Source organism: Variovorax sp. Root473, from assembly GCF_001426505.1.
GTDB lineage: Bacteria > Pseudomonadota > Gammaproteobacteria > Burkholderiales > Burkholderiaceae_C > Variovorax.
Window position 1 is genome coordinate 1,949,067 of record NZ_LMEV01000017.1, and the last position, 24,836, is coordinate 1,973,902.

23 protein-coding genes and 1 tRNA gene are annotated in these 24,836 nt (G+C 69.0%); 11 read left to right on the forward strand and 13 right to left on the reverse strand.

Translation table 11 applies throughout. The features are described from left to right. The first annotated feature begins 10 nt into the window (after window positions 1-10). Window positions 11-1,186, forward strand: a complete 1,176-nt coding sequence (locus ASD34_RS22445; protein ID WP_056582232.1) for an amylo-alpha-1,6-glucosidase — start codon at window positions 11-13, stop codon at window positions 1,184-1,186. Between the two features lie 3 nt (window positions 1,187-1,189). On the opposite strand, the gene ASD34_RS22450 is transcribed toward ASD34_RS22445, so the two are convergent. Beyond that, entirely contained in the window at window positions 1,190-1,492 is a 303-nt protein-coding gene (locus tag ASD34_RS22450; protein WP_235510162.1) for a hypothetical protein, read from the reverse strand. Between the two features lie 157 nt (window positions 1,493-1,649). Between ASD34_RS22450 and paoA the strand changes: the two genes are divergently transcribed. The 3 genes from paoA to paoC are packed head-to-tail and all read left to right on the forward strand — an operon-like array spanning window position 1,650 to window position 5,454. After that, complete coding sequence (gene paoA, locus ASD34_RS22455) at window positions 1,650-2,294, forward strand: aldehyde dehydrogenase iron-sulfur subunit PaoA (protein WP_056582237.1); 645 nt, start codon at window positions 1,650-1,652, stop codon at window positions 2,292-2,294. Further along, on the forward strand, window positions 2,291-3,241 hold the full coding sequence (locus ASD34_RS22460; RefSeq protein WP_056582239.1) for an FAD binding domain-containing protein: 951 nt from the start codon (window positions 2,291-2,293) through the stop codon (window positions 3,239-3,241). The genes paoA and ASD34_RS22460 overlap by 4 nt, the downstream gene beginning before the upstream one ends. 2 nt (window positions 3,242-3,243) lie before the next feature. Then, a complete protein-coding gene (paoC, locus tag ASD34_RS22465; RefSeq protein ID WP_056582242.1) occupies window positions 3,244-5,454 on the forward strand; it encodes an aldehyde oxidoreductase molybdenum-binding subunit PaoC in 2,211 nt (736 codons plus the stop codon). A gap of 32 nt (window positions 5,455-5,486) precedes the next feature. On the opposite strand, the gene ASD34_RS22470 is transcribed toward paoC, so the two are convergent. The 7 genes from ASD34_RS22470 to ASD34_RS22500 all read right to left on the reverse strand — a co-directional run bounded on the left by ASD34_RS22470 (window position 5,487) and on the right by ASD34_RS22500 (window position 9,165). Beyond that, window positions 5,487-5,768: a hypothetical protein gene (locus ASD34_RS22470; protein ID WP_056582244.1), complete on the reverse strand. Its 282-nt coding sequence runs from the start codon at window positions 5,766-5,768 to the stop codon at window positions 5,487-5,489. A 246-nt stretch (window positions 5,769-6,014) separates the two neighbouring features. Further along, window positions 6,015-6,088 (reverse strand) — tRNA-Gly (locus ASD34_RS22475). A gap of 51 nt (window positions 6,089-6,139) precedes the next feature. After that, window positions 6,140-6,358, reverse strand: coding sequence for a hypothetical protein (locus ASD34_RS22480; RefSeq protein ID WP_235510163.1), 219 nt, complete (start codon window positions 6,356-6,358; stop codon window positions 6,140-6,142). Between the two features lie 141 nt (window positions 6,359-6,499). Further along, a complete protein-coding gene (locus ASD34_RS22485) occupies window positions 6,500-6,802 on the reverse strand; it encodes a DUF1488 family protein (RefSeq protein ID WP_056582248.1) in 303 nt (100 codons plus the stop codon). A gap of 111 nt (window positions 6,803-6,913) precedes the next feature. Beyond that, window positions 6,914-7,690, reverse strand: coding sequence for an alpha/beta hydrolase family protein (locus ASD34_RS22490; protein ID WP_056582250.1), 777 nt, complete (start codon window positions 7,688-7,690; stop codon window positions 6,914-6,916). Further along, a complete protein-coding gene (locus ASD34_RS22495; RefSeq protein ID WP_235510164.1) occupies window positions 7,674-8,846 on the reverse strand; it encodes a DUF3182 family protein in 1,173 nt (390 codons plus the stop codon). The genes ASD34_RS22490 and ASD34_RS22495 overlap by 17 nt, the downstream gene beginning before the upstream one ends. A 19-nt stretch (window positions 8,847-8,865) precedes the next feature. Further along, entirely contained in the window at window positions 8,866-9,165 is a 300-nt protein-coding gene (locus tag ASD34_RS22500; RefSeq protein ID WP_056582252.1) for a hypothetical protein, read from the reverse strand. A gap of 257 nt (window positions 9,166-9,422) precedes the next feature. Between ASD34_RS22500 and ligD the strand changes: the two genes are divergently transcribed. Together ligD and ASD34_RS22510 are read left to right on the forward strand one after the other, a co-directional pair. Beyond that, window positions 9,423-11,981, forward strand: coding sequence for a DNA ligase D (gene ligD / locus ASD34_RS22505; protein WP_056582643.1), 2,559 nt, complete (start codon window positions 9,423-9,425; stop codon window positions 11,979-11,981). Between the two features lie 33 nt (window positions 11,982-12,014). After that, window positions 12,015-12,938, forward strand: a complete 924-nt coding sequence (locus tag ASD34_RS22510) for a Ku protein (RefSeq protein WP_056582254.1) — start codon at window positions 12,015-12,017, stop codon at window positions 12,936-12,938. Window positions 12,939-12,940: 2 nt separating this feature from the next. On the opposite strand, the gene ASD34_RS22515 is transcribed toward ASD34_RS22510, so the two are convergent. After that, entirely contained in the window at window positions 12,941-13,849 is a 909-nt protein-coding gene (locus ASD34_RS22515; protein ID WP_056582255.1) for a LysR family transcriptional regulator, read from the reverse strand. 112 nt (window positions 13,850-13,961) lie between these two features. Between ASD34_RS22515 and ASD34_RS22520 the strand changes: the two genes are divergently transcribed. The 4 genes from ASD34_RS22520 to ASD34_RS22535 all read left to right on the forward strand — a co-directional run bounded on the left by ASD34_RS22520 (window position 13,962) and on the right by ASD34_RS22535 (window position 17,073). After that, the gene (locus tag ASD34_RS22520; RefSeq protein WP_056582257.1) at window positions 13,962-15,230 is read left to right on the forward strand and encodes an SGNH/GDSL hydrolase family protein; all 1,269 of its coding nucleotides are present in this window, start codon (window positions 13,962-13,964) and stop codon (window positions 15,228-15,230) included. Between the two features lie 79 nt (window positions 15,231-15,309). Beyond that, a complete protein-coding gene (locus ASD34_RS22525) occupies window positions 15,310-15,537 on the forward strand; it encodes a hypothetical protein (protein WP_056582258.1) in 228 nt (75 codons plus the stop codon). 10 nt (window positions 15,538-15,547) lie between these two features. Continuing rightward, a complete protein-coding gene (locus ASD34_RS22530) occupies window positions 15,548-16,063 on the forward strand; it encodes a 2'-5' RNA ligase family protein (RefSeq protein ID WP_056582265.1) in 516 nt (171 codons plus the stop codon). Beyond that, window positions 16,057-17,073, forward strand: coding sequence for a phosphotransferase enzyme family protein (locus ASD34_RS22535; RefSeq protein WP_056582267.1), 1,017 nt, complete (start codon window positions 16,057-16,059; stop codon window positions 17,071-17,073). The genes ASD34_RS22530 and ASD34_RS22535 overlap by 7 nt, the downstream gene beginning before the upstream one ends. 18 nt (window positions 17,074-17,091) lie before the next feature. On the opposite strand, the gene ASD34_RS22540 is transcribed toward ASD34_RS22535, so the two are convergent. The 4 genes from ASD34_RS22540 to imuA form a co-directional block, all read right to left on the reverse strand. Next, window positions 17,092-18,027, reverse strand: coding sequence for a hypothetical protein (locus ASD34_RS22540; RefSeq protein WP_056582269.1), 936 nt, complete (start codon window positions 18,025-18,027; stop codon window positions 17,092-17,094). Window positions 18,028-18,105: 78 nt separating this feature from the next. After that, complete coding sequence (locus ASD34_RS22545) at window positions 18,106-21,471, reverse strand: error-prone DNA polymerase (RefSeq protein ID WP_056582272.1); 3,366 nt, start codon at window positions 21,469-21,471, stop codon at window positions 18,106-18,108. Continuing rightward, on the reverse strand, window positions 21,464-22,807 hold the full coding sequence (locus tag ASD34_RS22550; protein ID WP_056582274.1) for a Y-family DNA polymerase: 1,344 nt from the start codon (window positions 22,805-22,807) through the stop codon (window positions 21,464-21,466). Before ASD34_RS22550 ends, ASD34_RS22545 begins: the two co-directional genes overlap by 8 nt. Then, the gene (gene imuA, locus ASD34_RS22555) at window positions 22,776-23,582 is read right to left on the reverse strand and encodes a translesion DNA synthesis-associated protein ImuA (RefSeq protein WP_056582276.1); all 807 of its coding nucleotides are present in this window, start codon (window positions 23,580-23,582) and stop codon (window positions 22,776-22,778) included. The genes ASD34_RS22550 and imuA overlap by 32 nt, the downstream gene beginning before the upstream one ends. 111 nt (window positions 23,583-23,693) lie before the next feature. Between imuA and ASD34_RS22560 the strand changes: the two genes are divergently transcribed. Further along, complete coding sequence (locus ASD34_RS22560) at window positions 23,694-24,824, forward strand: ABC transporter substrate-binding protein (RefSeq protein ID WP_056582278.1); 1,131 nt, start codon at window positions 23,694-23,696, stop codon at window positions 24,822-24,824. The last annotated feature ends 12 nt before the right edge of the window (window positions 24,825-24,836 follow it).

The following is a 24,836-nucleotide window of genomic DNA, read 5'->3' on the forward strand; positions in this document are numbered from 1 at the left end:
AACAGGGCTCATGAAGGAACCTGATGCCCCGGCGCTCGCGCTGATCGACACCTGCGCGCGCGCATCGCTCGCGCTCCTGGAGCGCAACCTGACGCCGCACGGCATCCTGGCGGCCAGCCGCACGGAGGCAGCCGAGGCGCGGCGCTACACGCGCATCTTCGGACGCGACGCCGCCATCTGCGTGCTCGCGATGTGCGGCAGCGGCGTGCCCGCGCTCGAGCAAGGCGCGGTGGCCAGCCTCGACGCACTCGCGGCGCACCAGGCGGCCAACGGGCAGATCCCCAAGTACGTCGACCCCGAGGGCCGCGACGCCGACTTCTGGTACCTGGGCTGCATCGACGCCACGCTGTGGTGGCTGATTGCCGTGGACCACGTGCGCCGCCATGGCCAGGTCGGCGCATTGCACTGGGCCGGCGAGGTGGAACGCGCCATCGGCTGGCTGCTTGCGCAGGAGCACCAGCACTTCCGGCTGCTGCAGCAGAACGAGGCCAGCGACTGGGCCGACATCATGCCGCGCTCGGGCTACGTGCTGTACAGCAACGCGCTCTGGTACGAGGTCAAGCGGCGCTTCGCGCTGGACCATGCCGAGCCCACGAAGCACCATTTCAACCACCTGTTCAACCCGTTCCAGCGCGACCTGCCCGAGTACCACCGCGCGCGGCTGCTGCAGCACTACGCGCGCCGCGGCCGACGCGACCCGGGCCTGTACCTGAGCTTCGTCAACCTGGCCGTGGTCGGCGACGAAGGCGACGTGTTCGGCAACGTGCTGGCCATCGAGAGCGGGCTGGCCGATACCGAAATGGCGCAGCGCATCGTGCAGACCCTCACCGAGGCGCATGCCAGCGCGCCCTACCCCGTGCGTGTGGTGCTGCATCCGCTGTCGCGCCAGCACCCGCTGTGGCGGGCCTACATGGAGCGCCACCAGCAGAACATCGTGCACCAGTACCACAACGGCGGGCTGTGGCCCTTTGTGGGCGGCTTCTGGGTGCGGGCGCTGGCCCGCATGGGCGCGCGCGAACTGGCGTGGTCGGAGCTGGTGCGGCTGGCGCAGGTCAATGCGCTGGACGACTGGCGCTTCACCGAGTGGTTCCATGGCCGCACGCTCGCACCCATGGGCATGGCCGGGCAAAGCTGGAACGCCGCGACCTTCTTGCTGGCGCTGCGCGCGCTGCGGCAGCCGCCGTAAGCCTCAGGACGGCTTGTCGTGCATCCGCTTGAGCGCGGCGCGGCCCATCGGCGTGATGCGCACGACGACGCCCGAGAGTTCGGGCCCGTCCGACTCGGTCGGGAGGTTGGCCTCGACGAGGCCTGCAGCCACGAGCACGGCCGCGTTTTGGATGTCCACAGGATCGGTCACCGTCAGCGGAAAAGTCTGGTTTTCGATCCGCCCGAGGAAATCCATCGGCATGGGCTGCTCCTGGTTTTGAAGCGCGAAAGTGTAGGCCGAGCGGCCTCGCCGTGTGCCGGGCAAACCCTCAATGCCCTGGGTCATCGGCCCCGCTGAACGCTACTTTCTTACAGGCCCCGACATCCGGGTGCCCCGCAGGCGACAACACGCTCCGTTCTCCTACTGCGTGCGCCGACCCGGCGTGATACCCCGCACGGTCAACCCCACGCATCGAGAACTTCGACCCGAAGGAGCCGCCGACATGGACAGTCCCACGCCCCCCCTGATCTCCCGACGCGACGCCCTCATTGCCGGCGCCGCCACCGCCGCGGCGGTGTCCTCTGCCGTGCCCGGCACGGTGGCGGCGCAGCCCGCGCCGTTGCCCGCCGCGGGGCCCCGGATGAAGCTGTCGCTCACCGTCAACGGGCAGGCGCACGCGCTGCAGCTCGACACGCGAACCACCCTGCTCGACGCGCTGCGCGAGCACCTGAACCTCACCGGCACCAAGAAGGGCTGCGACCACGGCCAGTGCGGCGCCTGCACGGTCATCGCCGATGGCCGGCGTATCAATTCCTGCCTGACGCTCGCCGTGATGCACGACGGCGGCCAGGTCACCACCATCGAAGGGCTGGGCACGCCGCAGCACATGCACCCGCTGCAGGCCGCCTTCGTGAAGCACGACGGCTACCAGTGCGGCTACTGCACGCCGGGCCAGATCTGCTCGGCGGTCGCCGTGATCGACGAGGTCAAGCGCGGCATCCCGAGCCACGTGAGCGCCGACCTCAATGCCCGGCCGCTGCTGTCGGCCGACGAGCTGCGCGAGCGCATGAGCGGCAACATCTGCCGCTGCGGCGCGTACTCCAACATCGTCGACGCCATCACCGAAGTGGCCGGGAGCCGCGCATGAAGCCGTTCACCTACGAGCGTGCGCCATCGCCCGCGCAGGCCGCCGCCGCCGTTGCGCGCCATGCTGGTGCCAAGTTCATCGCCGGCGGCACCAACCTGCTGGACCTGATGAAGCTGCAGATCGAGGCGCCGACGCACCTCGTCGACGTGAACGGCCTGGCACTCGACACCATCGCGCCCACGGCCGAGGGCGGCCTGCGCATCGGCGCACTCGTGCGCAACACCGACCTGGCCGCCGACGCGCGAGTGAGGCGCGACTACGGCGTGCTGTCGCGCGCACTGCTGGCCGGCGCCTCGGGCCAGTTGCGCAACAAGGCCACGACCGCGGGCAACCTGCTGCAGCGCACGCGCTGCCCCTACTTCTACGACACCGACCAGCCCTGCAACAAGCGCCAGCCCGGCAGCGGCTGCAGCGCCATCGGCGGCATCACGCGCCAGCATGCGGTGATCGGCAGCAGCCCTGCGTGCATCGCGACGAACCCCGGAGACATGGCCGTGGCCCTGCGCGTGCTCGATGCATCGGTCGAAACCGTGCGCCCCGACGGCCAGGCCCGCGTGATCCCGATTGCCGACTTCCATCGCCTGCCCGGCGACACGCCGCACATCGAGACCGTGCTGCAGCGCGACGAGCTGATCACCGGCGTCACCCTGCCCCGGCCCATCGGCGGCACGCACGTCTACCGAAAGATCCGCGACCGCGCCTCGTACGCATTTGCGCTGGTGTCGGTCGCCGCGATCGTGCAGCGCGACGGCTCCGGCCGCGTGGCGCTGGGCGGGGTGGCGCACAAACCCTGGCGCGTCGAAGCCGCGGAGGCCGCACTTGCGCAGGGTGCCCGGGCGGTGACGGCGCAGCTGCTGGCCGGCGCGCAGCCGACCCACGACAACGCCTTCAAGGTGCCACTGGCCGAGCGCGCGCTGTCCGCGGCGCTGCTGCAAGCGAGGAGCTGAGCATGAAATTCGACACCCCTGCCACCACCAACCCCATCGACCAGCTGAAGGTCATCGGCAAGCCGACCGACCGCATCGACGGCCCGGCCAAGACCACGGGCTTTGCGCGTTACGCCTACGAACGCAACGCCGAGGTGCCCGATGCGCTCTACGGCGTCGTGGTCGGCGCCGGCATCGCCAAGGGCCGCATCGCTTCGATGGACCTGAACGCCGCGCGCGCGACACCGGGCGTGCGCGCCATCGTCACGGCGCGCAATGCCGGCACGCTCGGCAAGGGCGACTTCAACACGGCCAAGCTGCTGGGCGGCCCCGAGATCGACCACTACCACCAGGCCGTCGCGCTCGTGGTGGCCGACACCTTCGAGCAGGCGCGTGCGGCCGCGCAGCTGGTGCGCATCGGCTACACGCGCTCGCCCGGTCGCTTCGACCTCGCGGCGGAAATGGGTGCGGCGCAGCTCCCAGAGCCCACGCCCTTCGCCGGCCCGCCGGAAACGAAGACGGGCGATTTTTCAGGCGCTTTCGCCGCCGCGTCGGTGCAGCTCGACGCCACCTACACCACGCCCGACGAGTCGCACGCGATGATGGAACCGCACGCGTCCATCGCACAGTGGCAAGGCGACAAGCTCACGATCTGGACCTCGAACCAGATGATTGCCTGGGGCGTCGGCGACGTCGCCAAGACGCTGGGCATTCCAAAGGCGAACGTGCGCCTGGTCTCGCCCTTCGTGGGCGGCGGCTTCGGCGGCAAGCTGTTCGTGCGCGCGGACGCGCTGCTCGCTGCGCTCGGGGCGCGCGAGGCCCGGCGCCCCGTGAAGGTCGCGCTGCAACGACCGCTGATGATGAACAACACCACGCACCGGCCAGCGACCATCCAGCGCATCCGCATCGGGGCCACGCGCGACGGCAAGATCACCGCCATCGCACACGAAGGCTGGTCGGGCGACCTGCCCGGCGGCCAGGCCGAGACCGCCGTCAACCAGACCCGGCTGCTGTACGCCGGTGCGAACCGCCTGACCACCACGCGCCTCGCCGTGCTCGACCTGCCCGAAGGCAACGCCATGCGCGCGCCCGGCGAGGCGCCCGGCATGATGGCGCTGGAGATCGCCATGGACGAGATGGCGCACAAGCTCGGGCTCGACCCCGTCGAGTTCCGCGTGCGCAACGACACGCAGGTCGATCCCGAAAAGCCGGAACGACCCTACTCCCAGCGCCGCCTGATCGAATGCCTGCGCATCGGCGCCGAGCGCTTCGGCTGGAACCGGCGCAGCACCCCGCCGGCACAGCAGCGGGACGGACGCTGGCTCGTGGGCATGGGCATGGCCGCGGCCTTCCGCAACAACCTGCTGACGAAATCGGCCGCACGCGTGCGGCTGGACAGCCGCGGCATCGTCACCGTCGAAACCGACATGACAGACATCGGCACGGGCACCTACACCATCATTGCGCAGACTGCCGCCGAAACCATGGGCCTGCCGCTCGACAAGGTGCAGGTGCGCCTCGGCGATTCGGCCTATCCCGTGTCGGCCGGCTCCGGCGGGCAATGGGGCGCCAACAACTCGACGGCGGGGGTCTACGCGGCGTGCATGAAACTGCGCGAGGCCATTGCGGGCAAGCTCGGCGTGGCGGCAGCCGATGCGCAGTTCGTGAACGGCATGGTGCATGCCGGCGGACGCCCCGTGTCGCTGGCCGAAGTCGCGGGCGCGAGCGGGATGGTCGCGCAAGACGGCATCGAGTACGGCGACCTCGACAAGAAGTACCAGCAGTCCACCTTCGGTGCGCACTTCGTCGAAGTGGGCGTCGACGCCATCACCGGCGAGATCCGCGTGCGGCGCATGCTGGCCGTGTGCGCGGCCGGGCGCATCCTGAACCCCAAGTCGGCGCGCAGCCAGGTCATCGGCGCCATGACGATGGGCGTCGGCGGCGCGCTCATGGAAGAGCTGGCGCTCGACAAGCGGCATGGCTTCTTCGTCAACCACGACCTCGCGGGCTACGAGGTGCCGGTGCATGCCGACATTCCCCATCAGGACGTGATCTTCCTGGACGAGACCGACCCGATCTCGTCGCCGATGAAGGCCAAGGGCGTGGGCGAGCTCGGCATGTGCGGCGTCGCGGCCGCGGTGGCCAATGCGGTCTACAACGCGACCGGCGTCCGCGTGCGCGACTACCCCATCACCCTCGACAAGCTGCTGGAAGGCTTGCCGCCGGTGGCGTAAGCCGCGCCGAAGAAGCAGCCACCGCGCGATGGTCAGAACCGCGTTTCCACGCGAAGCCTGAACTCCTCGTCCGCGCTGCCTTCGTCGTCCGCGAAGGCGATTCGCAGCCGCGCCTGCTCGTGCCGCAGCGCCAACTGGCAACGCCGCTCGAGCGTAGCGGCATCGCCGGGTGTCATGTCGTCGAAGTCGATCAGGAACTGCGACTCTTCATGGGTCAGCCCATGAAGAACCTCCTGGCTGTGGGAATTGATGGCGAGCAGCCCATCTGCCAGAAGACGCGCGCGCCGGTCGTTCGCAATGCGAAGTGCCTGCATGAGGACTCCTTTCGGGGAAAGTCGTGTGCTGTCGCCCCACCATCGCGCTGCGGGGGGACGGTCATGTAGGCAGGCACCGCGTCTTGCGTGCGGTGAAAGCGAATGCGCAGATCGATGGATCTGCGCGGGAGCAGATAGCGCCGGCGGCAGTGACGTTGCGGGGGCGTGCTTCAGGAATTTCCTTCGCTGCAACCTCTTGCCTTCAAGAAGTTCCAGGGGTCGCGAGGGACGCCGGGAAATGGGGGCTGGAGCGGGTGAAGGGAATCGAACCCTCGTATGAAGCTTGGGAAGCTGCCGTTCTACCATTGAACTACACCCGCAGCAGGCGCGGATTCTAACGTCAGTTCCCTGCCCCTCTTGTCTGCGCGCGCTCAGGTCTGCAGCTCGCCCTTTCGCAGCCGCAGCGCCGCGCGCCCCTTCGATGTGATGAGCAGGATGACGGCCACGCGCCGGCCGGTGCCGCTGGCTGCCGGGGGCAGGACGGCTTCGATGAGATGGGCGGCGACCAGCATGATCGCGCAATGGATATCGGCTTCGTCGCGGACCGCCATCGGGAACGATGCGTCTTCGATGCGCTCCAGAAAGTCCATGGGCATGGCAAAGCTCCTCACAAAACGAGCCGCAGTCTAGGACGTCGCGGCCCCGAAATAGCCGACCAGACAGGTTGCTTTTGTAACCAATTTAAAGAACGCTGGCGCGCTAGAACTTTCTCACAACACCGCGTGGACAGCCTAGGCACTTTGGCTTCCGGTGCTGCTGCGTGGCGGTGCATTCGCAGGCCCGAAATCGCCGCAGGCCAGCACGATGGGCCCGCGCGGGTCGGCCCGGAAACGGGCCACGGCCGCGGCCTCGATCAGATCGAAATGCCGTTGGCAGGCCTGCAGCGCCTGCTCGCCGATTTCCTGCGCGCCCAGCGCGTCGTGCAGCACGTCTTGCGAAATCTGCGCCAGCACGCGTGTGCCATCGGGACCGTCGGGGTACACGGCAAATTTCACCGTGGCCGTGTCGAAGCAGTAGATGCCTTCGAAGTCCATCGCCTTGTCTCCTTCACCGTAGCGCAAGGAATTCGGCGCGCACGCCGCGACGTGAGCTGATGGACGGGGACCCGTGTTGTGGAAGGAGCCGGCCTACACCGCTCGCACACCTCAGGCGGCGCTGCTCGACACCGGCTTGGTGAGCGTCGAGGTCGCCTTGGCGCCGAGCGTCATCTCGGTGATCCATGAGACGAGCAGCGCGCCGTACGCCTGGCGCGATTCCAGCCGCGACAGCGCGTGGTCGGCGCCGGCGAGCTTTCGGTAGGTGACCGAGCGCACGCGCTTGAAGGCGGCGAGGTAGTTCTCGACCACGGGGTGCGGCACGGTCTGGTCGTCTTCCGATTCAACGATGAGCACGTCGCCGGTGAAGGCGGCGCAGGCTTTGAGCGCGCGGTTGTCGTCGGGCCCGACAAGCGTGCGGCGGTAGGCCACGAGGTCGGAGCGGCTCAGCAGGCCCTTGGGCGTGTCCCACTCGCCGTCGCGGTACAGCGCCGGCGCGCGCAACGCGAGCCAGCGCACGGGCCGCATCGCGCTGACGAGTGCGGCCAGGTAGCCGCCGTAGCTGCTTCCGACGATGGCGATGGCCTCGGGGTCGACGGTGGGATGGCCCACGAGCGCGTCGTAGGCGGCGAGCACGTCGCGCAGGTTGTCTTCGCGCGTGACCTGCTGGCGCAGCCCGGCGTGGCGCGCGTGGCCGCGCAGGTCGAAGGTCAGGCAGACGCAGCCGAGCGCGGCGATTTCGTGCGCGCGCTTGAGGTACTGCTCCTGGCTGCCATCCCAGCCGTGCACCAGCAGCACGCCGGGCACCATGGTGGACGCGGCGAACAGCGTGCCTTCGATGTGATGGCCGTTGACGGGAATGTCGATGGAACTATGGCGTGTCGGCATGCGAAGTGGTGGTGGTTGTGGTCGCGGTTTTCAGCAAGGTGTATTTGCACAGGGGCCCGGTCTCGGGGTCGTTGCCCCGGTAGGCCACGATGGCATCGGCCGGCACGTCGGCGGCGCCGTACACCTCGAAGCAGGACGCGTGCACGCGCTGGCAGGCCGGGTCCTGGTGGAAGGCCTCGAGCCCCGCGATCTCCGCGCCCGTGGCGCCGCCCACGCGCCACGACTGCTCCAGCACGCCCGAGCGCCACTCGCCGCGGCCGTCGAGCCCTTGCGCCACGTCGTAGTTCACGCGCGATGCGAAGAAACCGGGGTAGCAGTCGATCACGGCGCGGTGGTAGCAGCGCGCCTGCTCGATCGCTCGGCGCAGCGGCGGCGGCGGGTCGACCACGGCCAGCAGCGTATCGAGGTCGCCGCGCACCAGCAGCAGGTCGGAGCCGCCGTAGACCTCGGCGCCGGCGTTGTCGCGCGTGGTGCGCTGCTTGCCGCAGTAGCTGACGATGCGCTGCGCAACGAGGAGTTGCCCGACGCTGTAGGTGTCCGGCTGCTCCAGGTTGGTTTCGAGCACGAGGCCGTGGGTGGCGATCTCGCGCTCGTCCATCGCATCCAGGCAGCGTTCAAGCGCATGCACGTCATCGACCACCTGCTGTCCGCGCCCGCCGGTGGCAGTGACGGATTTCAGGCGCACGCGGCCGATGTCGAGCAGCGCCCTGCCCGCGCCGCGCGCCTCGTCAATGCTGAAGCACGAAAAGCCGGGCAGCACGGCGTCAGCGATCTCCACCGCGATGCGCGCCGACCAGCCCACGGGCCGCACGGCATCGGGGCCGATGAGCGGATGGCTGATCGCCTTGGTGGCGACGAAGGCATGCGGCACCACGCCGCCGAAGAGGTCGTCCACGCCAGTGATGCCCAGGGCCTTCGCCTGGTGCGGATCGGTGAGCGTGTCGCTCGGCACGAAATAGAGCGGCTGCGAGCCGGGCTGGGCGGCGTCGTAGGCGCCCGCGAAGTCCCAGCCGTGAAGCGCCGCCAGCCTCTGCGCAAAGTTGGCGCGTGTGGCGTGCTCGTGTTCGCTGCAGAAGTCCTGCCGGCGCACGTCCCAGGTGACGACGCGGCGCGGGGCCGGATCGGTGGCGGACGCCAGGGCCATGACGGTGTTCACGCGCGGGTCCACCGGGGCCTCAGGGCTTTGGGGGCGAGGCGGCGCCCTGCGTGCCCGACTTGTCTTTTTCCGCCTTGTCCTTGTCGCCATCGCCCGAGGGCAGCTTGACCTTCGTGACAGTGACCGACACCGGGTCGCTGGCCGGGAACGATTCTTCCACGCCGCTGTCGAGTGCCTCTTCGCTGGACGGCTGCTCCGTTGGCTTGACGGCTTCCGCCGGCGGCCGGCCGTGGTTGTCGGACGTGGGAAACGGGAACTTCTCCGGCGGGTTCTCGTCCGGGCTCGCCGGCTTCGGGTCGGGGGTCTGCTTCGAAGTCATGGGGTCTCCTTGGTGCGATGCACACGGGGGCTCACAGGGCTGCTTCCTTCGACGAAGGCGGCAGTGCCTCCATGGTGGACAGATCGCCACGGACGCCGGTCGGAGGGCGCAGCGCCTGCGCGTGGGACCCGTCCGATACCTGTCCGCACGCCTCACCCGGCGTGTCGGACCCGGGCCTGCGCGTGCGGTCTTGACCCACACGAAGACCGGACACCTGCCCGATGCGGCGTGCGGCGAAAGCGGGCACAACCGAGGGCATGGCCCGTTCCGACACGCCCCTTGCGACCTACCAGGCGAAGCGCGACTTCACTGCCACCACCGAACCCGCCGAGGGCGGCAAGGCACAGCCTCACGCGCCCACCTTCGTGATCCAGAAACACGCGGCGCGGCGGCTGCACTACGACTTCCGGCTCGAACTCGACGGCGTGCTGGTGTCGTGGGCCGTGCCCAAGGGGCCGAGCCTGGACCCCGCCCAAAAGCGCATGGCCGTGCACGTGGAAGACCATCCGCTGTCGTACGCCGGCTTCGAAGGCACCATTCCTGAAGGCCACTACGGCGCGGGCGAGGTCATCGTGTGGGACCGCGGGACGTGGGAGCCTGTCGGCGATCCGCGCAAGGGCCTGGCCGCAGGCAAGCTCGCCTTCCGGCTGCACGGCGAGAAGCTCGAAGGGCTGTGGGAACTCATCAAGATCGCCAAGGGTGGCGAGCGGCAGGAGCCCTGGCTGTTGTTCAAAAAGCGCGACGACTTCGCGCGTTCGCACGCGGCGTACGACGTGGTGTCGGCGCTGCCCGACAGCGTGGGCAGTGCGCCCGCAGCCCGGCGCACCGCGCGCACCACGGCGAAAACCAGCAAGAAAACCAGGGCCAGCGCAAAGGCGACGTCCGGTGCGCCTGTCTCGGGCGCAGTGAAGGCGCGCCTGCCCGCCAAGCTCTCGCCGCAGCTCGCGACGCTGGCCACCGGCGTGCCCGAAGGCGCGCCTGGCAACTGGATCTTCGAGATCAAGTTCGACGGCTACCGCGTCATGGCGCGCATCGAAGACGGCAAGGCGCGCCTGCTCACGCGCGGCGGCCACGACTGGAGCGCCAAGCTGCCGCCGCTCGTGGCCGAATTGGAACGCCTGGGCATCGACGACGCCTGGCTCGACGGCGAGATCGTCGTGCTCGACAAGGATGGCACGCCCGACTTCAACGCGCTGCAGAACGCGCTCGACCGCGAACGCGCCGACCCCATCGTGATGTTCCTGTTCGACGTGCCCTTCTTCGCAGGCCATGACCTGCGCCAGGTGGCACTCGCCGAACGCCGGCGCCTGCTCAAGCAGCTGATGGACACGCGCGCCACGCGCCGCCTGCGCTTCAGCGCCGACTTCGAGGCGGACGTCGACTCGATCCTGCAATCGGCCTGCCAGATGAACCTCGAGGGCGTGATCGCCAAGCGCGCCGATGCGCCCTATGTCTCGCGCCGCAGCGACACCTGGCTCAAGCTCAAGTGCATCCGGCGCCAGGAGTTCGTGGTGTGCGGCTACACGCTGCGCACCGACAGCCCCGCGCGCATCGGCAGCCTGATGCTGGGCGTGCATGCAAAGAACGGCGACCTGGTGTCGGCCGGCGGTGTCGGCACGGGCTGGAACGACCGCGAGGCGCGCGACATCCGCCGCCGGCTCGCCACGCTGGACACCGACCGCGAACCGTTCACCGGCGGTGCGGCCAAGCCCGGGCGCCGCCGGCCGGGCGGCACGCGGCACTGGGTGAAACCGGAGCTCGTGGCCGAGGTGCGCTTTGCGGCGTGGACGCCCGACGGGCAGATCCGCCACGCGTCGTTCGTAGCCCTGCGCGACGACAAGCCTGCGTCGCAGATCGTGCATGAAGAACCCCGCGACATCGCACCTTCATCGAAGACCATGAAGCCATCCTCCAGGAAAGCCGCGTCCACCGTCGGCGGCGTCACGGTGAGCCACGGCGACCGCGTGATCGATGCGGCGTCGGGCCGCACCAAGCTCGACCTCGTGCGCTACTACGAATCGGTGGCCGACCACATGTTGCCGCACCTGAAGGGCCGTCCTTGCGCGCTGGTGCGCGGGCCTCAAGGCGTGGGCGGCGAGATCTTCTTCCAGAAGCACGCCGAGAAGGTCAACATCGCCGGCGTGAAGCAGCTCGACCCGGCCCTGTGGCCCGGCCATCCGTCGATGCTCGAGGTCGGCACGCGAGAAGCCCTCCTCAACGCCGCGCAGTTCAACGTGATCGAGTTCCACACGTCCAACGCAACCTCGACGCACTTCGACCGGCCCAACCGCATGATCTTCGACCTCGACCCCGGCGAAGGCACGCCGTGGGCGCATGTACAGGAAGCCGCGTTGCTGATGCGCACGCTGCTCACCGAGCTGGGCCTGGTGTCATGGCTCAAGACCAGCGGCGGCAAGGGTCTGCACGTCGTGGTGCCGCTGCGCATGCACCACGGCAACGACACGGTGAAGGCTTTCTCGCGCGCCATCGTGCAGCACATGGCGCACGTGATCCCGTCGAAATTCGTGGCCAAGAGCGGGCCGTCGAACCGCATCGGCAAGATCTTTGCCGACTACCTGCGCAACGGCGTGGGCGCGACCACGGTGGCGGCCTACTCGGCGCGCGCGCGGCCCGGCATGGGCGTGTCGATGCCGGTGCGCTGGGACGATCTCGCCGGCCTCAAGAGCGGCGCGCACTGGACCATCGCCACCGCGCGCGAGCACCTGTCGTTCCAGTCCGAAGACCCCTGGGCCGACTACTGGAGCACGCGCCAGCCGCTGGGCGAGGCGATGAAGCGGCTCGGCTTCAAGAAATAGACCACCCACGACACCGAAAGAAGGAAGCACACCATGGCCACGAGAACCCTCTGGAAAGGCGCCATCACCTTCGGGCTGGTCCACATCCCCGTGGGCCTGCACACCGCGAGCAGCGAACAGGGCATCGACTTCGACTGGCTCGACAAGCGCAGCATGGACCCGGTGGGCTACAAGCGCATCAACAAGCGCACGGGCAAGGAGATCGCGCGCGAGCAGATCGTGAAGGGCTTTGAATACGAAGACGGCAAGTACGTCGTGATCTCGCCCCAGGAGATCGAGGCCGTCTATCCGCGCACCACGCAGACCATCGAGATCCAGCGCTTTCTCGATGTCGGCGAGATTCCGTTCGTGTACCTGGAGCGGCCTTACTACCTCGCACCCATCAACAAGGGCCAGAAGGTCTACGCGCTGCTGCGCGAGGTGCTCGCGAAGACCGGCAAGGTCGGGCTGGCCAAGGTCGTCATTGCCACCAAGCAGCACCTGGCACTGCTGATTCCGTTCGGCAAGGTGCTGGTGCTCAACCTGCTGCGCTGGGGCGACGAGGTCAAGGACGCCGACGGGCTCGACCTGCCGGCCGCCGGCATCAAGGGCGCGAAGCTGTCGGCCGCCGAGATGAAGATGGCCGAGCAGCTCGTGGAAGACATGTCCGGCGAATGGAACCCCGACGAGTTCAAGAACGAGTTCAAGGATGCCGTGATGAAGATCGTGGAGAAGAAGGTCAAGGCGGGCGACACGCAGACGGTGGTGCAGCCGGAAGAAGAGGCGCCGGAGGGCGGCGCCGAGGTGATCGACCTGACCGAGCTGCTCGCGCGCAGCTTGCGCAGCGGCAAGCGCACGCCGCCTGCAGCGAAGAAACGGGCGGCGAAGACGACGGCCGCATCGCACAAGACCCCGCGCAAGACCGCCCATAAAACCACCGCCAAAGGTGCGAAGAGCCCGGCGCGCAAGGCGGCGTAGGCTCAGCGCCGCGGTGCTTTCGCCGCCCCCGGCAGCGCCGCCACGTGCTGCGCCAGGAAGTCGACCAGCACCTGCACGCGCAGCGGCAACTGCCGGCGCGGCGCATACAGCAGGTGCAGCTCCTGCGCCGGCCCCGTGTGCCGCGTTAGCACGCGCACCAATTTCCCTTCCGCAAGCAGCTCCGCCACCATCCACGTGGGCTGCAATGAAATGCCCGCGCCCGCCAGCACGCTGTCGAGCAGCGCCACGGCGTTGTTGACGCGGTAGCGGCTGCGCACCGGCACGGCCACCGCGCCGTCGTCGCCCGCGAGCAGCACGCCGTCGTCGCCCGCCGCGTAGCGCAGGTAGTCGTGCGCCAGCAGGTCCTGCGGCGTGCGCGGCTTGCCGCGTGCGGCCACGTAGTCCGGCGAGGCGACGAGCACGCGCGGCCAGCTGCCGAGGTGGCGCGCGACAAGGTCGGGCGGCAGCGCGCCGCCGACGCGCAGCGAGACGTCGATGCGCTCCTCGCGCGGATCGACGAAGCGGTCGTCGAGCACCAGCTCCAGTTCGATGTCGGGGTACAGCCGCAGGAACTCGACGGCCATCGCGTTGAGGTGCCGCTGCCCCAGCGTGACCGGCGCACTCAGGCGCAGCAGGCCGCGCGGCTGCTGCACCTGCGCACGCGCGTCGGCCACGGCGTCGCCGTAGTCCTCGAGCATGCGACGCGCGCGTTCGTGAAAGCGCTGGCCCTCCTCCGTGAGGCTCAGGCCCGTGGCCGCGCGCCGCAGCAGCCGCACGCCGAGCGAGCGCTCCAGCCCCGCGACCAGCTTGCTCACGGTGGGCTGCGTGGTGTCGAGCGCGCGGGCCGCGCCCGAGAGGCTGCCAAGCTCGACGCTGTGCACGAAGGCGGAGAGTGCGCGAAGGGTGTCCATGGGGGCTCATTCGAATTGGGAATGCGATGCATGCCATTCTGCCTTCTACCCCTCACGATTCGAATGGAAGAAAGTTCGCCCATCGACACTTCTTTCACCTGAGGACATTCACATGACTGCTTCGCGACTCACCGCCCTCCTGCGCCAGGGCGCGCTCGCCCTTTCCCTCGCCGCTGCAGCCACCGCCTCCGTGGCCGAGCCCGCGCACTGGAGCCCCAGCTGGATGGCCGCCACCCAGCCACTGTGGGACGAAGGTTTCGTGCTGCCCCTGGGCATTCCCGCCCGCTTCGAGCGGCAGACGCTGCGCCAGGTGGCGCGCCTGAGCATTGGCGGCACACGGCTGCGCGTGGTGATCAGCAACGAAGGCGGCACCACGCCGCTGCACATCGGCGCCGCCCGCGCGGCCCGCCATGCAAGCGGCTCGGCGATCGTCGAAGGCTCCGACCGCGTGCTGCGTTTCGGCGGCCGCGGCGACGTGACCGTGCCGCCCGGCGCACGCCTCGTGAGCGACCCGGTCGACCTGGCGCTGCCCGCGCTGAGCGAGGTCGCCGTGTCGCTCTACCTGCCGGAACCCAGCCAGCCCGCGGGCTTTCATTTCGACGCGCGGCAGACGCTGTACATCGCCGACGGCGACCTGAGCGGCGCCGCACGGCTGCCGGCCACGGCCACGCCCTGGCGCACGCGCGTCTACGTGAGCGGTCTGATCGTCGAGACGCCGCAGGCGCCCGTCACCGTCGTCGCGCTGGGCGACTCGATCACCGACGGCAACGGTTCCACACCCGGCGCCCACACGCGCTGGCCCGACGCGCTGGCCGAACGGCTCGCGCCGCGCGGCGTGGGTGTGCTCAACGCCGGCATTTCGGGCGGCCGTTTGCTGAAGGACGGCATGGGCCGCGCGGCGCTTGAACGTGCGGGCCGCGACGTGTTCGCGCAGCCCGGCGTTCGCGCGATGGTCGTGCTGCTCGGCACCAACGACATCGGCTGGCCCGGCGGTCCCTTTGCGCCACACGAACCCGCGGTGCGCGCCGAGGAAGTGATCCAGGGCTTTCGCCAGTTGATCGAGATGGCCCATGCCCACAACGTGCGCATCGTGGGCGCGACGATTCCGCCCAACGAACGCGCGCTGGAAGGCACGCCGCTGGCCGGCCACCACTCGCCCGGGAAAGACACCGTGCGCCAGGCCGTGAACCGCTGGATTCGCGAAGGCGGCGCCTTCGATGCAGTGCTCGATGTCGATGCGCTGCTGCGCGAGCCGGCCCGGCCCGCGCGGCTGAAGGCCGCCATGGATTCAGGCGATCACCTGCATCCGGGCGACGCCGGCTACAAGGCAATGGCGGCGGCCATCGACCTCGACGCCTTGCTGGGCAACGATCGTCAATAGACTGCAAAATATACTGTACATAAATACAGTCTTTTCTCTAGAATGGCCCGTCTCCAAGAACAACATTCGAGGCGACGCCATGACCACCGCCAACCCGCCCGCGCCCTCCGCGCAGGTGCTTTTTTTCTCCTCGCGGCAGCACCCGTTGCAGTCGCGTTCGCGGACCACCACCACGACCGGTCGGCTGTCGACCTGGCCTTTCAAGGTCACGCGCGACAAGGGCGCGGCCGACGCGCTGGACATCCGCGCCCAGGCCGCCCGCGTGCTCCAGACAACGGCCGCGCACTGGTGGCCGCCCGAGGCCTGAAGGTGATGCCATGGCGGTCCGTCGGCAGTTGCTCATCGGCCTCTTTCCCACGGCGAACGTGCGCGCGGAAATCCTGGCGCATCGCGACGATTGGTGGTGGCCGCGCGGCTGCACCCTGTCGTCTGCGAAGGGGTTGCACCTCACGCTCTTTTACCTGCCCGACCACCAGGGCGAGGCCGAGCAACACCTGCGCGACACGCTGGCCCGCGTGCCCATGCCACCGCTGGCGCTCACGCTCGACAGCTCCGGCACCTGGCCCAACGACATCTCGGTGGTCCAGCCCGCCGCACACGATGGACTGCGCGAATTCCACAGCGCACTGACCTGCGCGCTGCGGCAAGCCGGCTTCATTTCCTGCGCCCGCGGCTGGACGCCCCACGTCACAATTGCGCGAAAAAGCGAGCACGCCGCATGCCCTGGACATCTGCCGCCCATCCACTGGACGGCGCGCGAGTTCCGGCTGGTCCGCTCGCACTTCACGCATCCCTTTCGCCACGAACTCCTGGACGCCTACCCCGCATGCTGACGCCGCCCGCCCTGCCGAACGATGCCATCGCCGCCTGCCTCGCCAGCCAGTGGCGTCTTGAAGCCGCCCGCGCCGAGTTCCTGCCGCTGGGCGCCGACGTCGATTCGGCCGCGTTCCGCATCGAGGCGCCGGACGGTCGCGCGTATTTCCTGAAACTGCGCCGCGGCAGTTTCAATGCAGCCGTGGTCGCTGTGCCGGCCTTCCTGCATCACGCGCAGGGCATCGACGCCGTGATGGCGCCGCTGCCCACGCGCACGCAGCAACTCAGCGTGCAAGACCATGGCTTCGACTGGGCGCTCTACCCCTTCTTCGACGGCGCCGACGGCTTCGCGCGCGCGCCGACCGATGGGCAATGGAGCGCACTCGGCACGGCGCTCGACGCCATCCACCACGCCACGCTGCCCGAACCGCTGCTCGCCAACCTGCCGCGCGAAAGCTATTCGCACCACTGGCGCGAAGGCGTGCGCCGCTACCAGCGCCGCTTCATCAACGGCGTGGCGGGCGACGATCTCGTGGCGCGCTTCCTCGCCTTCTGGGGCGCGCACGACGAAGAGATCGATTCGATCGTCTACCGCAGCGAACAGCTCGCCTCGATCCTGCTCGAGAGGTCGCTGCCGCAGGTGCTGTGCCATTCGGACCTGCACGCGGGCAACGTGCTGCTCGGCGACGACGACCACCTGTGCATCGTCGACTGGGACACGCTGATCCTCGCGCCGAAGGAGCGCGACCTGATGTTCATCGGCGGTGGTGTCGGCGGCGTGTGGAACCAGCCGCGCGAAGAAGCGCTCTTCTTCCAGGGCTACGGAACGACGGAAACGGTCGATGCGCTCGCCCTCGCCTACTACCGCCACGAGCGCATCGCGCGCGACCTGCTCGAGTTCTGCGACCAGATGTTCGATCCACAGGCCAGCCGCAACGACCGCGAGGAAGGACTGCGCCAGATGGCGAGCCAGTTCGAGCCGGGCAACGTGGTCGCTGTCGCGCACCGCGACTACGACGCCATCACCTGACGGGCGCGGACGGCGTCGTCAGATCAGCAGGTCTTGCGCGTCGTCCTCGAAGCCGGCCACGGGCTGCGCCTTGGCCAGCGCCAGCCACACCGAAAAAGGAATGCGCTCGAAGGCGCGGTGCACCGCGGCGCGCGCCACCACGAGGCGTTCGCCCTGGAGCACCATCACGCCGCACCCGGCCGGGATTTCGTCGGGTGACGCGATGCAGCGGCCCTTGGCGTCGTTGCCCAGCACATACCAGCACTCGCCGCCCAGGTCGAGGTAGGCCGCGCGCTTGTCGGGCTTGCGCAGGTCGCCCAGCAGGTCGGCGCGGCTCACCTTGACCTCGTGCACGATGGGATGCGCGTAGGCCTCGACGCTGGTGTTGCGGATCGAAAACACGTCGGGCCGCGCCATGCACCAGCGCGGCTTGCCGCCCTCTTCGAGCGGCGGCAGGCGGGCGCGCAGGCCCAGGCCGCGCCAGGCGATGCGGCCGCCGCGCGTCATCTCGCGTGCCACACGCTCCACCAGCGCCTCGTGCGGCGTCAGCGCCGCGCGGTTGATGGTGAGCGTGGTCGCAATGCGCGCAATGCCGGCGTCGGTCACGCGCAGGGTCTCGTGGCCATGCGATGTGCGCACGCGTTCGAGAAAGCCGCCGGCCAGCAGCTCGACCTCGATGCCGTCGCAGCACGGCCAGCCGGCCGAGCGGTAGATCTCGCGCAGGCGCCGCGCATGCAACTTGCCAAAGGGCACGGTGGGCACGGCCGTCTGCATCGGCGGTGGCGGCTCCACCACCGGTGGCGGAAAGCCGGGGTCGGTCACCGGCGGCAGCGCCGGCGGCGGATCGCCCTCGGGCGGTAACCCGGGCGGCGGGGGTGGCGGCATGGGCACGGGCACATCGGGCGCGGGCGGCGGCGGGCCGATCGGCGAGGCGACGACCTCATCGGCAAAAGCGGTTGCGGCGAGTGCGGACATGGGAGGAACAGGTTAGCGAAAAGCGAGAGCGGACGCGAGGCATGGAACGATCGGTTGCATTCGCGGGATCGGGCGGCGTCAGTGGAAATCGCGGCTGGTGTTGCTCTGCGCCAAACGGCCCATGAGCGGTGTCAGGTCCTTGAAGCCGGTGGCGACCAGGTGCTGCACCTTGCCGCCGCTGTCGTCGTCGCGCTGCCAGGTGCCCTGCACCGCGAGCAGGTGCGACTTGAGCAGCGGCTCGCGCCAGGCCTCGATGACATGGTTCCAGACGATCACGTTGACGTTGCCGGTTTCGTCCTCCAGCGTGACGAAGATGGTGCCGTTGGCGGTGCCGGGTCGCTGCCGGCCCTTGACGATGCCGCAGGCGCGCACGGTGCGGCCGGTGGGCTGCGCACGCAGTTCCTCCGCACTCATGAGCTTCATGCGCGCCAGGCGCGGGCGCAGCAGCGCGAGCGGATGGCGGCGCAGCGTAAGGCCCAGCGCCGCGTAGTCGCCGACGATTTCCTCGCCCTCGGGCGCGGCCGGCAGGAGCAGCGCCTGTTCGTGGATCGGCACGCCCTTGAGCAGGGCCGGTGCGCGACGCTGCGCCGTGGCGTCCCACACCTGCTGGCGCCGATGGCCCGAGAGCGACATCAGCGCATCGGCCGCGGCGAGCGCAGCCATGTCCTTGCCGTCGAGTTCGGCGCGCAGGGCGAGGTCTTCGGTGCTGGTGAAAAGAGCCTGTTCACGCGCTTTCAGCAGGCGTTCGACGCCTTCCTTGGAAAGGCCTGAAATGCGGTTCAGCCCGAGCCGCACCGCGGGCTGGTTCTCGTGGCCCAGGCGCTTCGCGTAGCGCGCGTCGGTGCCTGGCGGCATGCGCGGCGCATCGGGGGCGCGGGGTTCGAGCGTGGTGTCGAAATCGCTGTGCGTGACATCGACCGGGCGCACCTCGACGCCGTGGCGGCGCGCGTCCTGCACGAGCTGCGAGGGGCTGTAGAAGCCCATGGGTTGGGAGTCGAGCAATGCGGCGAGGAAGCAGGCGGGTTCGTAGTTCTTGAGCCAGCTGCTGATGGTGACCAGCAGCGCGAAGCTGGCGGCGTGGCTTTCGGGGAAGCCGTAGTCGCCGAAGCCGAGGATCTGCTTGAAGATGGCTTCGGCGAAGGCTTCCTTGTAGTCGTTGGCGGTCATGCCCTTGACCAGCTTGTCGTGGAACTTGCCCAGGCCGCCCTTGCGCTTCCAGGCGGCCATGGCCCGGCGCAGCTGGTCGGCTTCGTCGGCGCTGAATCCAGCCGCGATCATCGCGATCTGCATCACCTGCTCCTGGAAGATCGGGATGCCCAGCGTGCGCTCCAAGGCCGGACGGAGTGCTTCCTTTTCATAGGTGATCGCCAAGCCCTTGGCCACCCGCTCGCGCTGCTTCAAGTACGGATGCACCATGCCACCCTGGATGGGCCCGGGCCGCACGATCGCGACCTCGATCACCAGGTCTTCGTAGGTGCGCGGCTTCAGGCGCGGCAGCATCGACATCTGCGCGCGGCTCTCGATCTGGAACACGCCGATGGTGTCGGCGTCGCAGATCATGTCGAACACCTTCGGGTCATTGTTGGGGATGTGGTGCATCTCCACCATCGAGCCCCGCCAGCGGTTCATGTGGTCGAGCCCGCGGCGGATGGCACTGAGCATGCCCAGCGCGAGCACGTCGACCTTGAGCATGCCCATGGCCTCGAGGTCGTCCTTTTCCCACTGGATGACGGAGCGGTCTTTCATCGACGCCTTCTCGACCGGCACCAGCCGCGTGAGCCTGGTGTGCGTGAGCACGAAGCCGCCGACGTGCTGGCTCAGGTGGCGCGGAAAGCCCTTGAGCTTTTGCGTGTGCTCGATCCACTGCATCAGCTTGAGCCGGTCTTCCTTCACGCCGACGCGCGCGGCGGCCTTGTCGAGCTGTTCGCCGAGCACGGTGTCGTCGAACCAGTAGTGGTCCTTGGCGAACTCGTCGACCAGCCGCTCGTCGATGCCGATGGCCTTGCCGACGTCTCGCAGGGCGCTGCGCGAGCGGTAGCAGATGACGACGGCGGCGATGGCGGCGCGCTCGCGGCCGTATTTCTCGTAGATGTACTGGATGACCTCTTCGCGGCGCTGATGCTCGAAGTCGACGTCGATGTCGGGTGGTTCCTTGCGATGGCGGCTCAGGAAGCGCTCGAACAGCAGGTGGCCTTTTTCGGGATTGATCGCGGTGATGCCGAGGCAGTAGCAGACCGCCGAGTTGGCCGAGGAGCCGCGGCCCTGGCAGAGGATGTTCTTCGACTTGGCAAATCGCACGATGTCTTCCACCGTGAGAAAGAACATCTCGTATTCGAGCTCAAGGATGAGGTTCAACTCTTTTTGCACTTGGCGGCAGACAGCCTCGGGAATGCCCGAGGCATATCTTTCGAGCGGGTATTGCTTGAGTGCCCCCTCCCACGTCTTGCGCACCAGCGTCTGCGCCGCCGTCTCGCTGCTGCCCACGGTCTCCAGCGGGTACTTGTAGGTCTCGCGGATCACCTCGGGATCGAAGCGGCACCGCTGCGCCACCTCCAGCGTGTTCGCCAGCATCGCGGGCAGGTACAGCTCGGCCAGCCGCACCCGCTGGCGCAGGTGCCGCTCGGCGTTCGACTGCAGCGCGAAGCCGCACTCGGCCACCGTGCGGCCTTCGCGCACCGCCGTGAGCACGTCGTGCAGCGGTTTGCGGCCGCGCGCGTGCATGTGCACGTCGCCCGCCGCGACCAGCGGCACGCCGGCCTGCTCGCCCGCCTGCATCAGCGTGACGAGCCAGAGGTCGTCGTCGAGTTCGTTGAACAGCTCCACGGCCAGCCAGAGGTTGTCGCCGTACAGCGCTTTGGCCGCTGCCAGGTCGTCCTGCACGGTGGCCGCATCCGGCATGCCGCCCGGCGGCCGGTGCGGCACGAACAGCACCTGGCAGCGCTGCAGCGAGGCGACGTCGCTCGTGTCCCAATCGACGCGGTACTCGCCCTTGGGCAATTCGGTATTGCGCGCGGCGGTGATGAACTCGCAGAGGTTGCCCCAGCCCTCGGTGTCGTTCGCGATCACCACGAGCTTGAAGCGCTCGAAGCGGAACTCGCTGCCGAACAGCAGGCGGAATTCGGGGTGGCGCGGGATCGGCGGTTCGTCCGGGTGTTCGCGCTCGTAGGTGTCCAGCTTGGCGGGCAGGTCGCGCAACGCGACATGCGCGCGCACGATGCCGGCCACCGAGCATTCGTCGGTGATGGCCAGCGCCGCGTAGCCGAGGTGGTAGGCGCGCTCGACCACCTCCTCGGGCGTCGAGGCGCCGCGCTGGAAGCTGAAGTTCGTGAGGCAGTGCAGCTCGGCATAGCCGGGCAGGCCCGGCGCCGGGCGCAGCCGCTGCGGCAGCACATGCACCTTGGCGGGCTGGCGCTTGCGCTCTTCCTTTCCGCTCAGGTCAGGCATAGAAGCCTTGCAGGTACCAGCGCACCTCGCCCGACGAAAAGCGCGTGGCGGGCCGCTCGCGAAAGATCCACACCAGGCCGGCCTCGGGGCTTTCGGCCACGTAGTAGTCGCGCATCGCGGGCTGGCCGCCGTCTTCTTCGCCACCCCACCAGCCGGCCTCGACGCGCTGCGGCCCGACCAGCTTGCGCAGCGGCCCGCAGTAGCACGGGCGCTCGCCATCCATCTCGAGCCGCAAGGGCTCGGGCAGCAGCCAGGGCGGGTAGATCGCATCGGGCTGCGAGGCGGCGTCCTTGCGGGCCTTGTCGGGCGCAGGCGTTTTCTCTTTTTGCAGCGCGGGCCGCCACCGCTGCTGGCGCTCGGGCCGGTGGTCGGCCTGCGCGAGCGGCACCACCACCTGGTCGGCGCCGAGCCGCACGCTGAGCCGTTCGACCATCTCGTGCAGCTTGTCGCCCTTGCGGTTGTCTTCCGGCAGGAAGCTGGTGCTGGCGCCGGCCCACGGATCGGTTTCGAGCGTGCGCAGTTTCAGCCAGCTCGCAGGCGCGGCGAGCGTGGTGAGGGCGAGTTTTTCGGACAGCAGGCGGCGCAGGTGCGCGAGGTCCTGCGTGGGCTCGGCCGTGCGCACGGCGAGCTGCTGGTGCGGCGGCAGGTTCACCCCGTTGAAGCGCTTGAGGTCGAGCGTCCACTGCAGCTCGAGCGCACGCGCGCCGCGCTGGCGGGCGCGCAGCCAGATCTGCAGCGCCGAGAGCAAACGGTTGGCCGACCACATGAGTTCGGGTGCGGTCTCGGCCAGTGCGGGCAGTTCGAGCTTCTGCTCGAACACATCGGGCAGCGTGAGCCAGTCGTGGCCCTCGGGACGCAGGCCCCAGGCGGTGTCGAGCGCCGCACGAAGTTCAGTGCCGAAGCGCCGCGTGAGGCCGCCGCGCGGCAAAGCGGCCACATCGCCCCAGGTGCGGCAGCCCAGGCGCGCGAGCAGGTCGAGGTGCGGGTGGGCGGCGGTCAAGGTGTCCAGCGGCAGGCCGGCCGGCATGTCCTTGGGGCGGTCCTCGTTGCGCTCGAACAGCCGCAGCCGCGCGAGCGCGATCAGGCTCGTGGCGCCTTGCGCCCCGAGCATGCGCACGTCGGGCGCGGGGTTCGCGGCGACCAGCTGCCGCATCAGCTGCAGCCGCCCGCCCCACAGGCGTTCGCAGGCCGAAACTTCGAGCATGAGCGCCTCGTCCTGCCAGGTGACGTGCGGCGTGTATTCCAGGGCCCACCAGCCGAGGGCTTCGGGCGTGGGCAGTTGCGGGGCGTCGGGCGCGTCGGTTTCAAGCGACCACCGCAATGCGATCCAGTGCATGGGGGCCTCCTTTCCACGCGTCGATGCGCACCACGGTCGCGGAAGTTGCCGTGTCGCCGACCGGCGCCATGCCCTGCTGCTGCAAGCGCAGCCTGCGGCGCAGCCGGGCGGCGGCAAGCAGCGCGGTCATGCGCTGGTTGCGCGCTGGCAGCATCACCGGCGCGGCCAAAGGCGGACCGCGGCGCTTGAGGATGCGCAATTCGATCTGCGACGCATCGGTCTCGCAGGTTTCGGCCTGCAGGCGAAGCCGTGCAGGCGACGCGCCCTGCGCTGCCGCTTCGGGCCGGCACACGAAGAGCAGCACCTCGTGCTGCGCGGCCGCGAGCTGCAGCCGCCGCAGCTCGCCCACGCGGGCTTGGGGCAACCAGGCGACAACGGCCGCGACCTCGGCGCAGCGCAGCGCCTGCTCGCAGGCCCAGAGCCGCGCGGCAGGCGCGTCGCTCTTGACCCACATCAGCGCTTCCACCGGCAGGCCCTGCGCCGCGAGCGCAGCGCCGCAGGGTTCATAAGGGGCGCCGATCAGCACCACCGGCCCGCCGCGCGCCTGCACCGCCTGCGTCAGCGCGGGCAGCAACAGCCGCCAGACATGCGCCTCGGGCGCGCCTTGCAGCAGTTCCGTCATGGCACCGACGGGCCAGCCGCCACCGGGCAACTCGGCGTCGAGCGCGGCGTGGCCGGTGGCGACAACCTGCGCGTCGGCCAGGCCGAGTTCGTCGGCATGCCAGACGCCGCGGCCAGCGGCGGTGGAAAAGGAGTCGAGGAAAGGAAGGCCCATGATTGCAACTGTTAACTGTATTTTTATACAGTATTTCCTGGGTCGCAACCAGAGATCGATTTACCTGCGAAGGCTAGCGCCTTAAGATTGGTTTGTTAACAATTTGTGACCATGATCCACAAAAAGATTCAATTGCTGGCCTCAGCCCTCGCCGCCCTCGTCTTCACCGTGGCCCCCGCCGCCCAGGCGCAGACCGCCAAGCCGCTGCTGATCGGCCAGACCTACGTGCAGACCGGCCCGCTCGCGTCGCTGTCGACCGAGCCGCTCGTCGGCATCCGCGCCATGTTCACCGCGCTGAATGCCAGCGGCGGCATCAACGGTCGGCCGGTCGAACTGCGCCAGCTCGACGACGCCTACGACCCCGCCAAGGGCGCCGAGAACGTCAAGACCTTCGCGAAGGACGGCGCCATCGGCGTGCTGATGCCCATCGGCACTTCGTCGGCGGTTGGCGCGATCAAGGCGGCCAACGAATTGAAGATTCCGGTCGTCGGCGCGTACACGGGCGCGGGCCCGGTGGTGAAGTTCAGCGAGTTCGGCTTTCCGGTGCGTATCAGCTTCGACGAGGAATACAGCCGGATCGTGAACCACCTGTTCACCATCGGCCTCTCGCGCATCGCTTTCGCGCACAACGACAACCCGGGCGCGCGCTCGGCGATGGAAAGCACGCAGAAGTTCATTGCCGAACGCGGCGACAAGATGGTCGGCAGTGTCGCGATCAAGAACGACGGCTCCGACGCCGCCGAGCGCGCGGCCGAACTGGCCAAGCTCAAGCCCAAGGCGGTGGTGCTGTCGGCCACCAACGATGTGGCGGCCAAGTTCATCACGGCCTACCGCGCGGCGGGCGGCGAGACGGCCTTCTATTCGTTCTCTTTCCTCAACGGACAGAAGCTCTTCCAGGACATCAAGAAGGACGCGGCCGGCGTCGTCATCTCGCAGGTCGTGCCCTACCCGTGGAACAGCGCGATGCCCGTCATCGCCGAGTACCAGGCGGCGATGAAGAAGATCGGCGTGAACGAATTCGGCTACGCAAGCCTGGAGGGCTATGTCGCAGCCAAGGTCATGGTCGAGGGCCTGAGGCGCGCGGGCGCGAACCCCACGTCCGAGTCGCTGCAGAAGGGCCTGGAGTCGTTCAAGACGCTCGACATCGGCGGCATCGCGGTGTCCTACCGGCCCGGCGAGCACCGCGGGCTGACCTTCTCCGAGCTGTCGATGCTCAAGGCCGACGGGCGCTACCTGCGCTGAGGCCACCGCTGG

Coding starts and splice junctions, on each gene's coding strand:
- ASD34_RS22445 (WP_056582232.1), top strand. CDS start 11: ATGAAGGAACCTGATGCCCCGGCGCTCGCGCTGATCGACACCTGCGCG.
- ASD34_RS22450 (WP_235510162.1), bottom strand. CDS start 1,492: ATGACCCAGGGCATTGAGGGTTTGCCCGGCACACGGCGAGGCCGCTCG.
- paoA (WP_056582237.1), top strand. CDS start 1,650: ATGGACAGTCCCACGCCCCCCCTGATCTCCCGACGCGACGCCCTCATT.
- ASD34_RS22460 (WP_056582239.1), top strand. CDS start 2,291: ATGAAGCCGTTCACCTACGAGCGTGCGCCATCGCCCGCGCAGGCCGCC.
- paoC (WP_056582242.1), top strand. CDS start 3,244: ATGAAATTCGACACCCCTGCCACCACCAACCCCATCGACCAGCTGAAG.
- ASD34_RS22470 (WP_056582244.1), bottom strand. CDS start 5,768: ATGCAGGCACTTCGCATTGCGAACGACCGGCGCGCGCGTCTTCTGGCA.
- ASD34_RS22480 (WP_235510163.1), bottom strand. CDS start 6,358: ATGGACTTTCTGGAGCGCATCGAAGACGCATCGTTCCCGATGGCGGTC.
- ASD34_RS22485 (WP_056582248.1), bottom strand. CDS start 6,802: ATGGACTTCGAAGGCATCTACTGCTTCGACACGGCCACGGTGAAATTT.
- ASD34_RS22490 (WP_056582250.1), bottom strand. CDS start 7,690: ATGCCGACACGCCATAGTTCCATCGACATTCCCGTCAACGGCCATCAC.
- ASD34_RS22500 (WP_056582252.1), bottom strand. CDS start 9,165: ATGACTTCGAAGCAGACCCCCGACCCGAAGCCGGCGAGCCCGGACGAG.
- ligD (WP_056582643.1), top strand. CDS start 9,423: ATGGCCCGTTCCGACACGCCCCTTGCGACCTACCAGGCGAAGCGCGAC.
- ASD34_RS22510 (WP_056582254.1), top strand. CDS start 12,015: ATGGCCACGAGAACCCTCTGGAAAGGCGCCATCACCTTCGGGCTGGTC.
- ASD34_RS22515 (WP_056582255.1), bottom strand. CDS start 13,849: ATGGACACCCTTCGCGCACTCTCCGCCTTCGTGCACAGCGTCGAGCTT.
- ASD34_RS22520 (WP_056582257.1), top strand. CDS start 13,962: ATGACTGCTTCGCGACTCACCGCCCTCCTGCGCCAGGGCGCGCTCGCC.
- ASD34_RS22525 (WP_056582258.1), top strand. CDS start 15,310: ATGACCACCGCCAACCCGCCCGCGCCCTCCGCGCAGGTGCTTTTTTTC.
- ASD34_RS22530 (WP_056582265.1), top strand. CDS start 15,548: ATGGCGGTCCGTCGGCAGTTGCTCATCGGCCTCTTTCCCACGGCGAAC.
- ASD34_RS22535 (WP_056582267.1), top strand. CDS start 16,057: ATGCTGACGCCGCCCGCCCTGCCGAACGATGCCATCGCCGCCTGCCTC.
- ASD34_RS22540 (WP_056582269.1), bottom strand. CDS start 18,027: ATGTCCGCACTCGCCGCAACCGCTTTTGCCGATGAGGTCGTCGCCTCG.
- ASD34_RS22545 (WP_056582272.1), bottom strand. CDS start 21,471: ATGCCTGACCTGAGCGGAAAGGAAGAGCGCAAGCGCCAGCCCGCCAAG.
- ASD34_RS22550 (WP_056582274.1), bottom strand. CDS start 22,807: ATGCACTGGATCGCATTGCGGTGGTCGCTTGAAACCGACGCGCCCGAC.
- imuA (WP_056582276.1), bottom strand. CDS start 23,582: ATGGGCCTTCCTTTCCTCGACTCCTTTTCCACCGCCGCTGGCCGCGGC.
- ASD34_RS22560 (WP_056582278.1), top strand. CDS start 23,694: ATGATCCACAAAAAGATTCAATTGCTGGCCTCAGCCCTCGCCGCCCTC.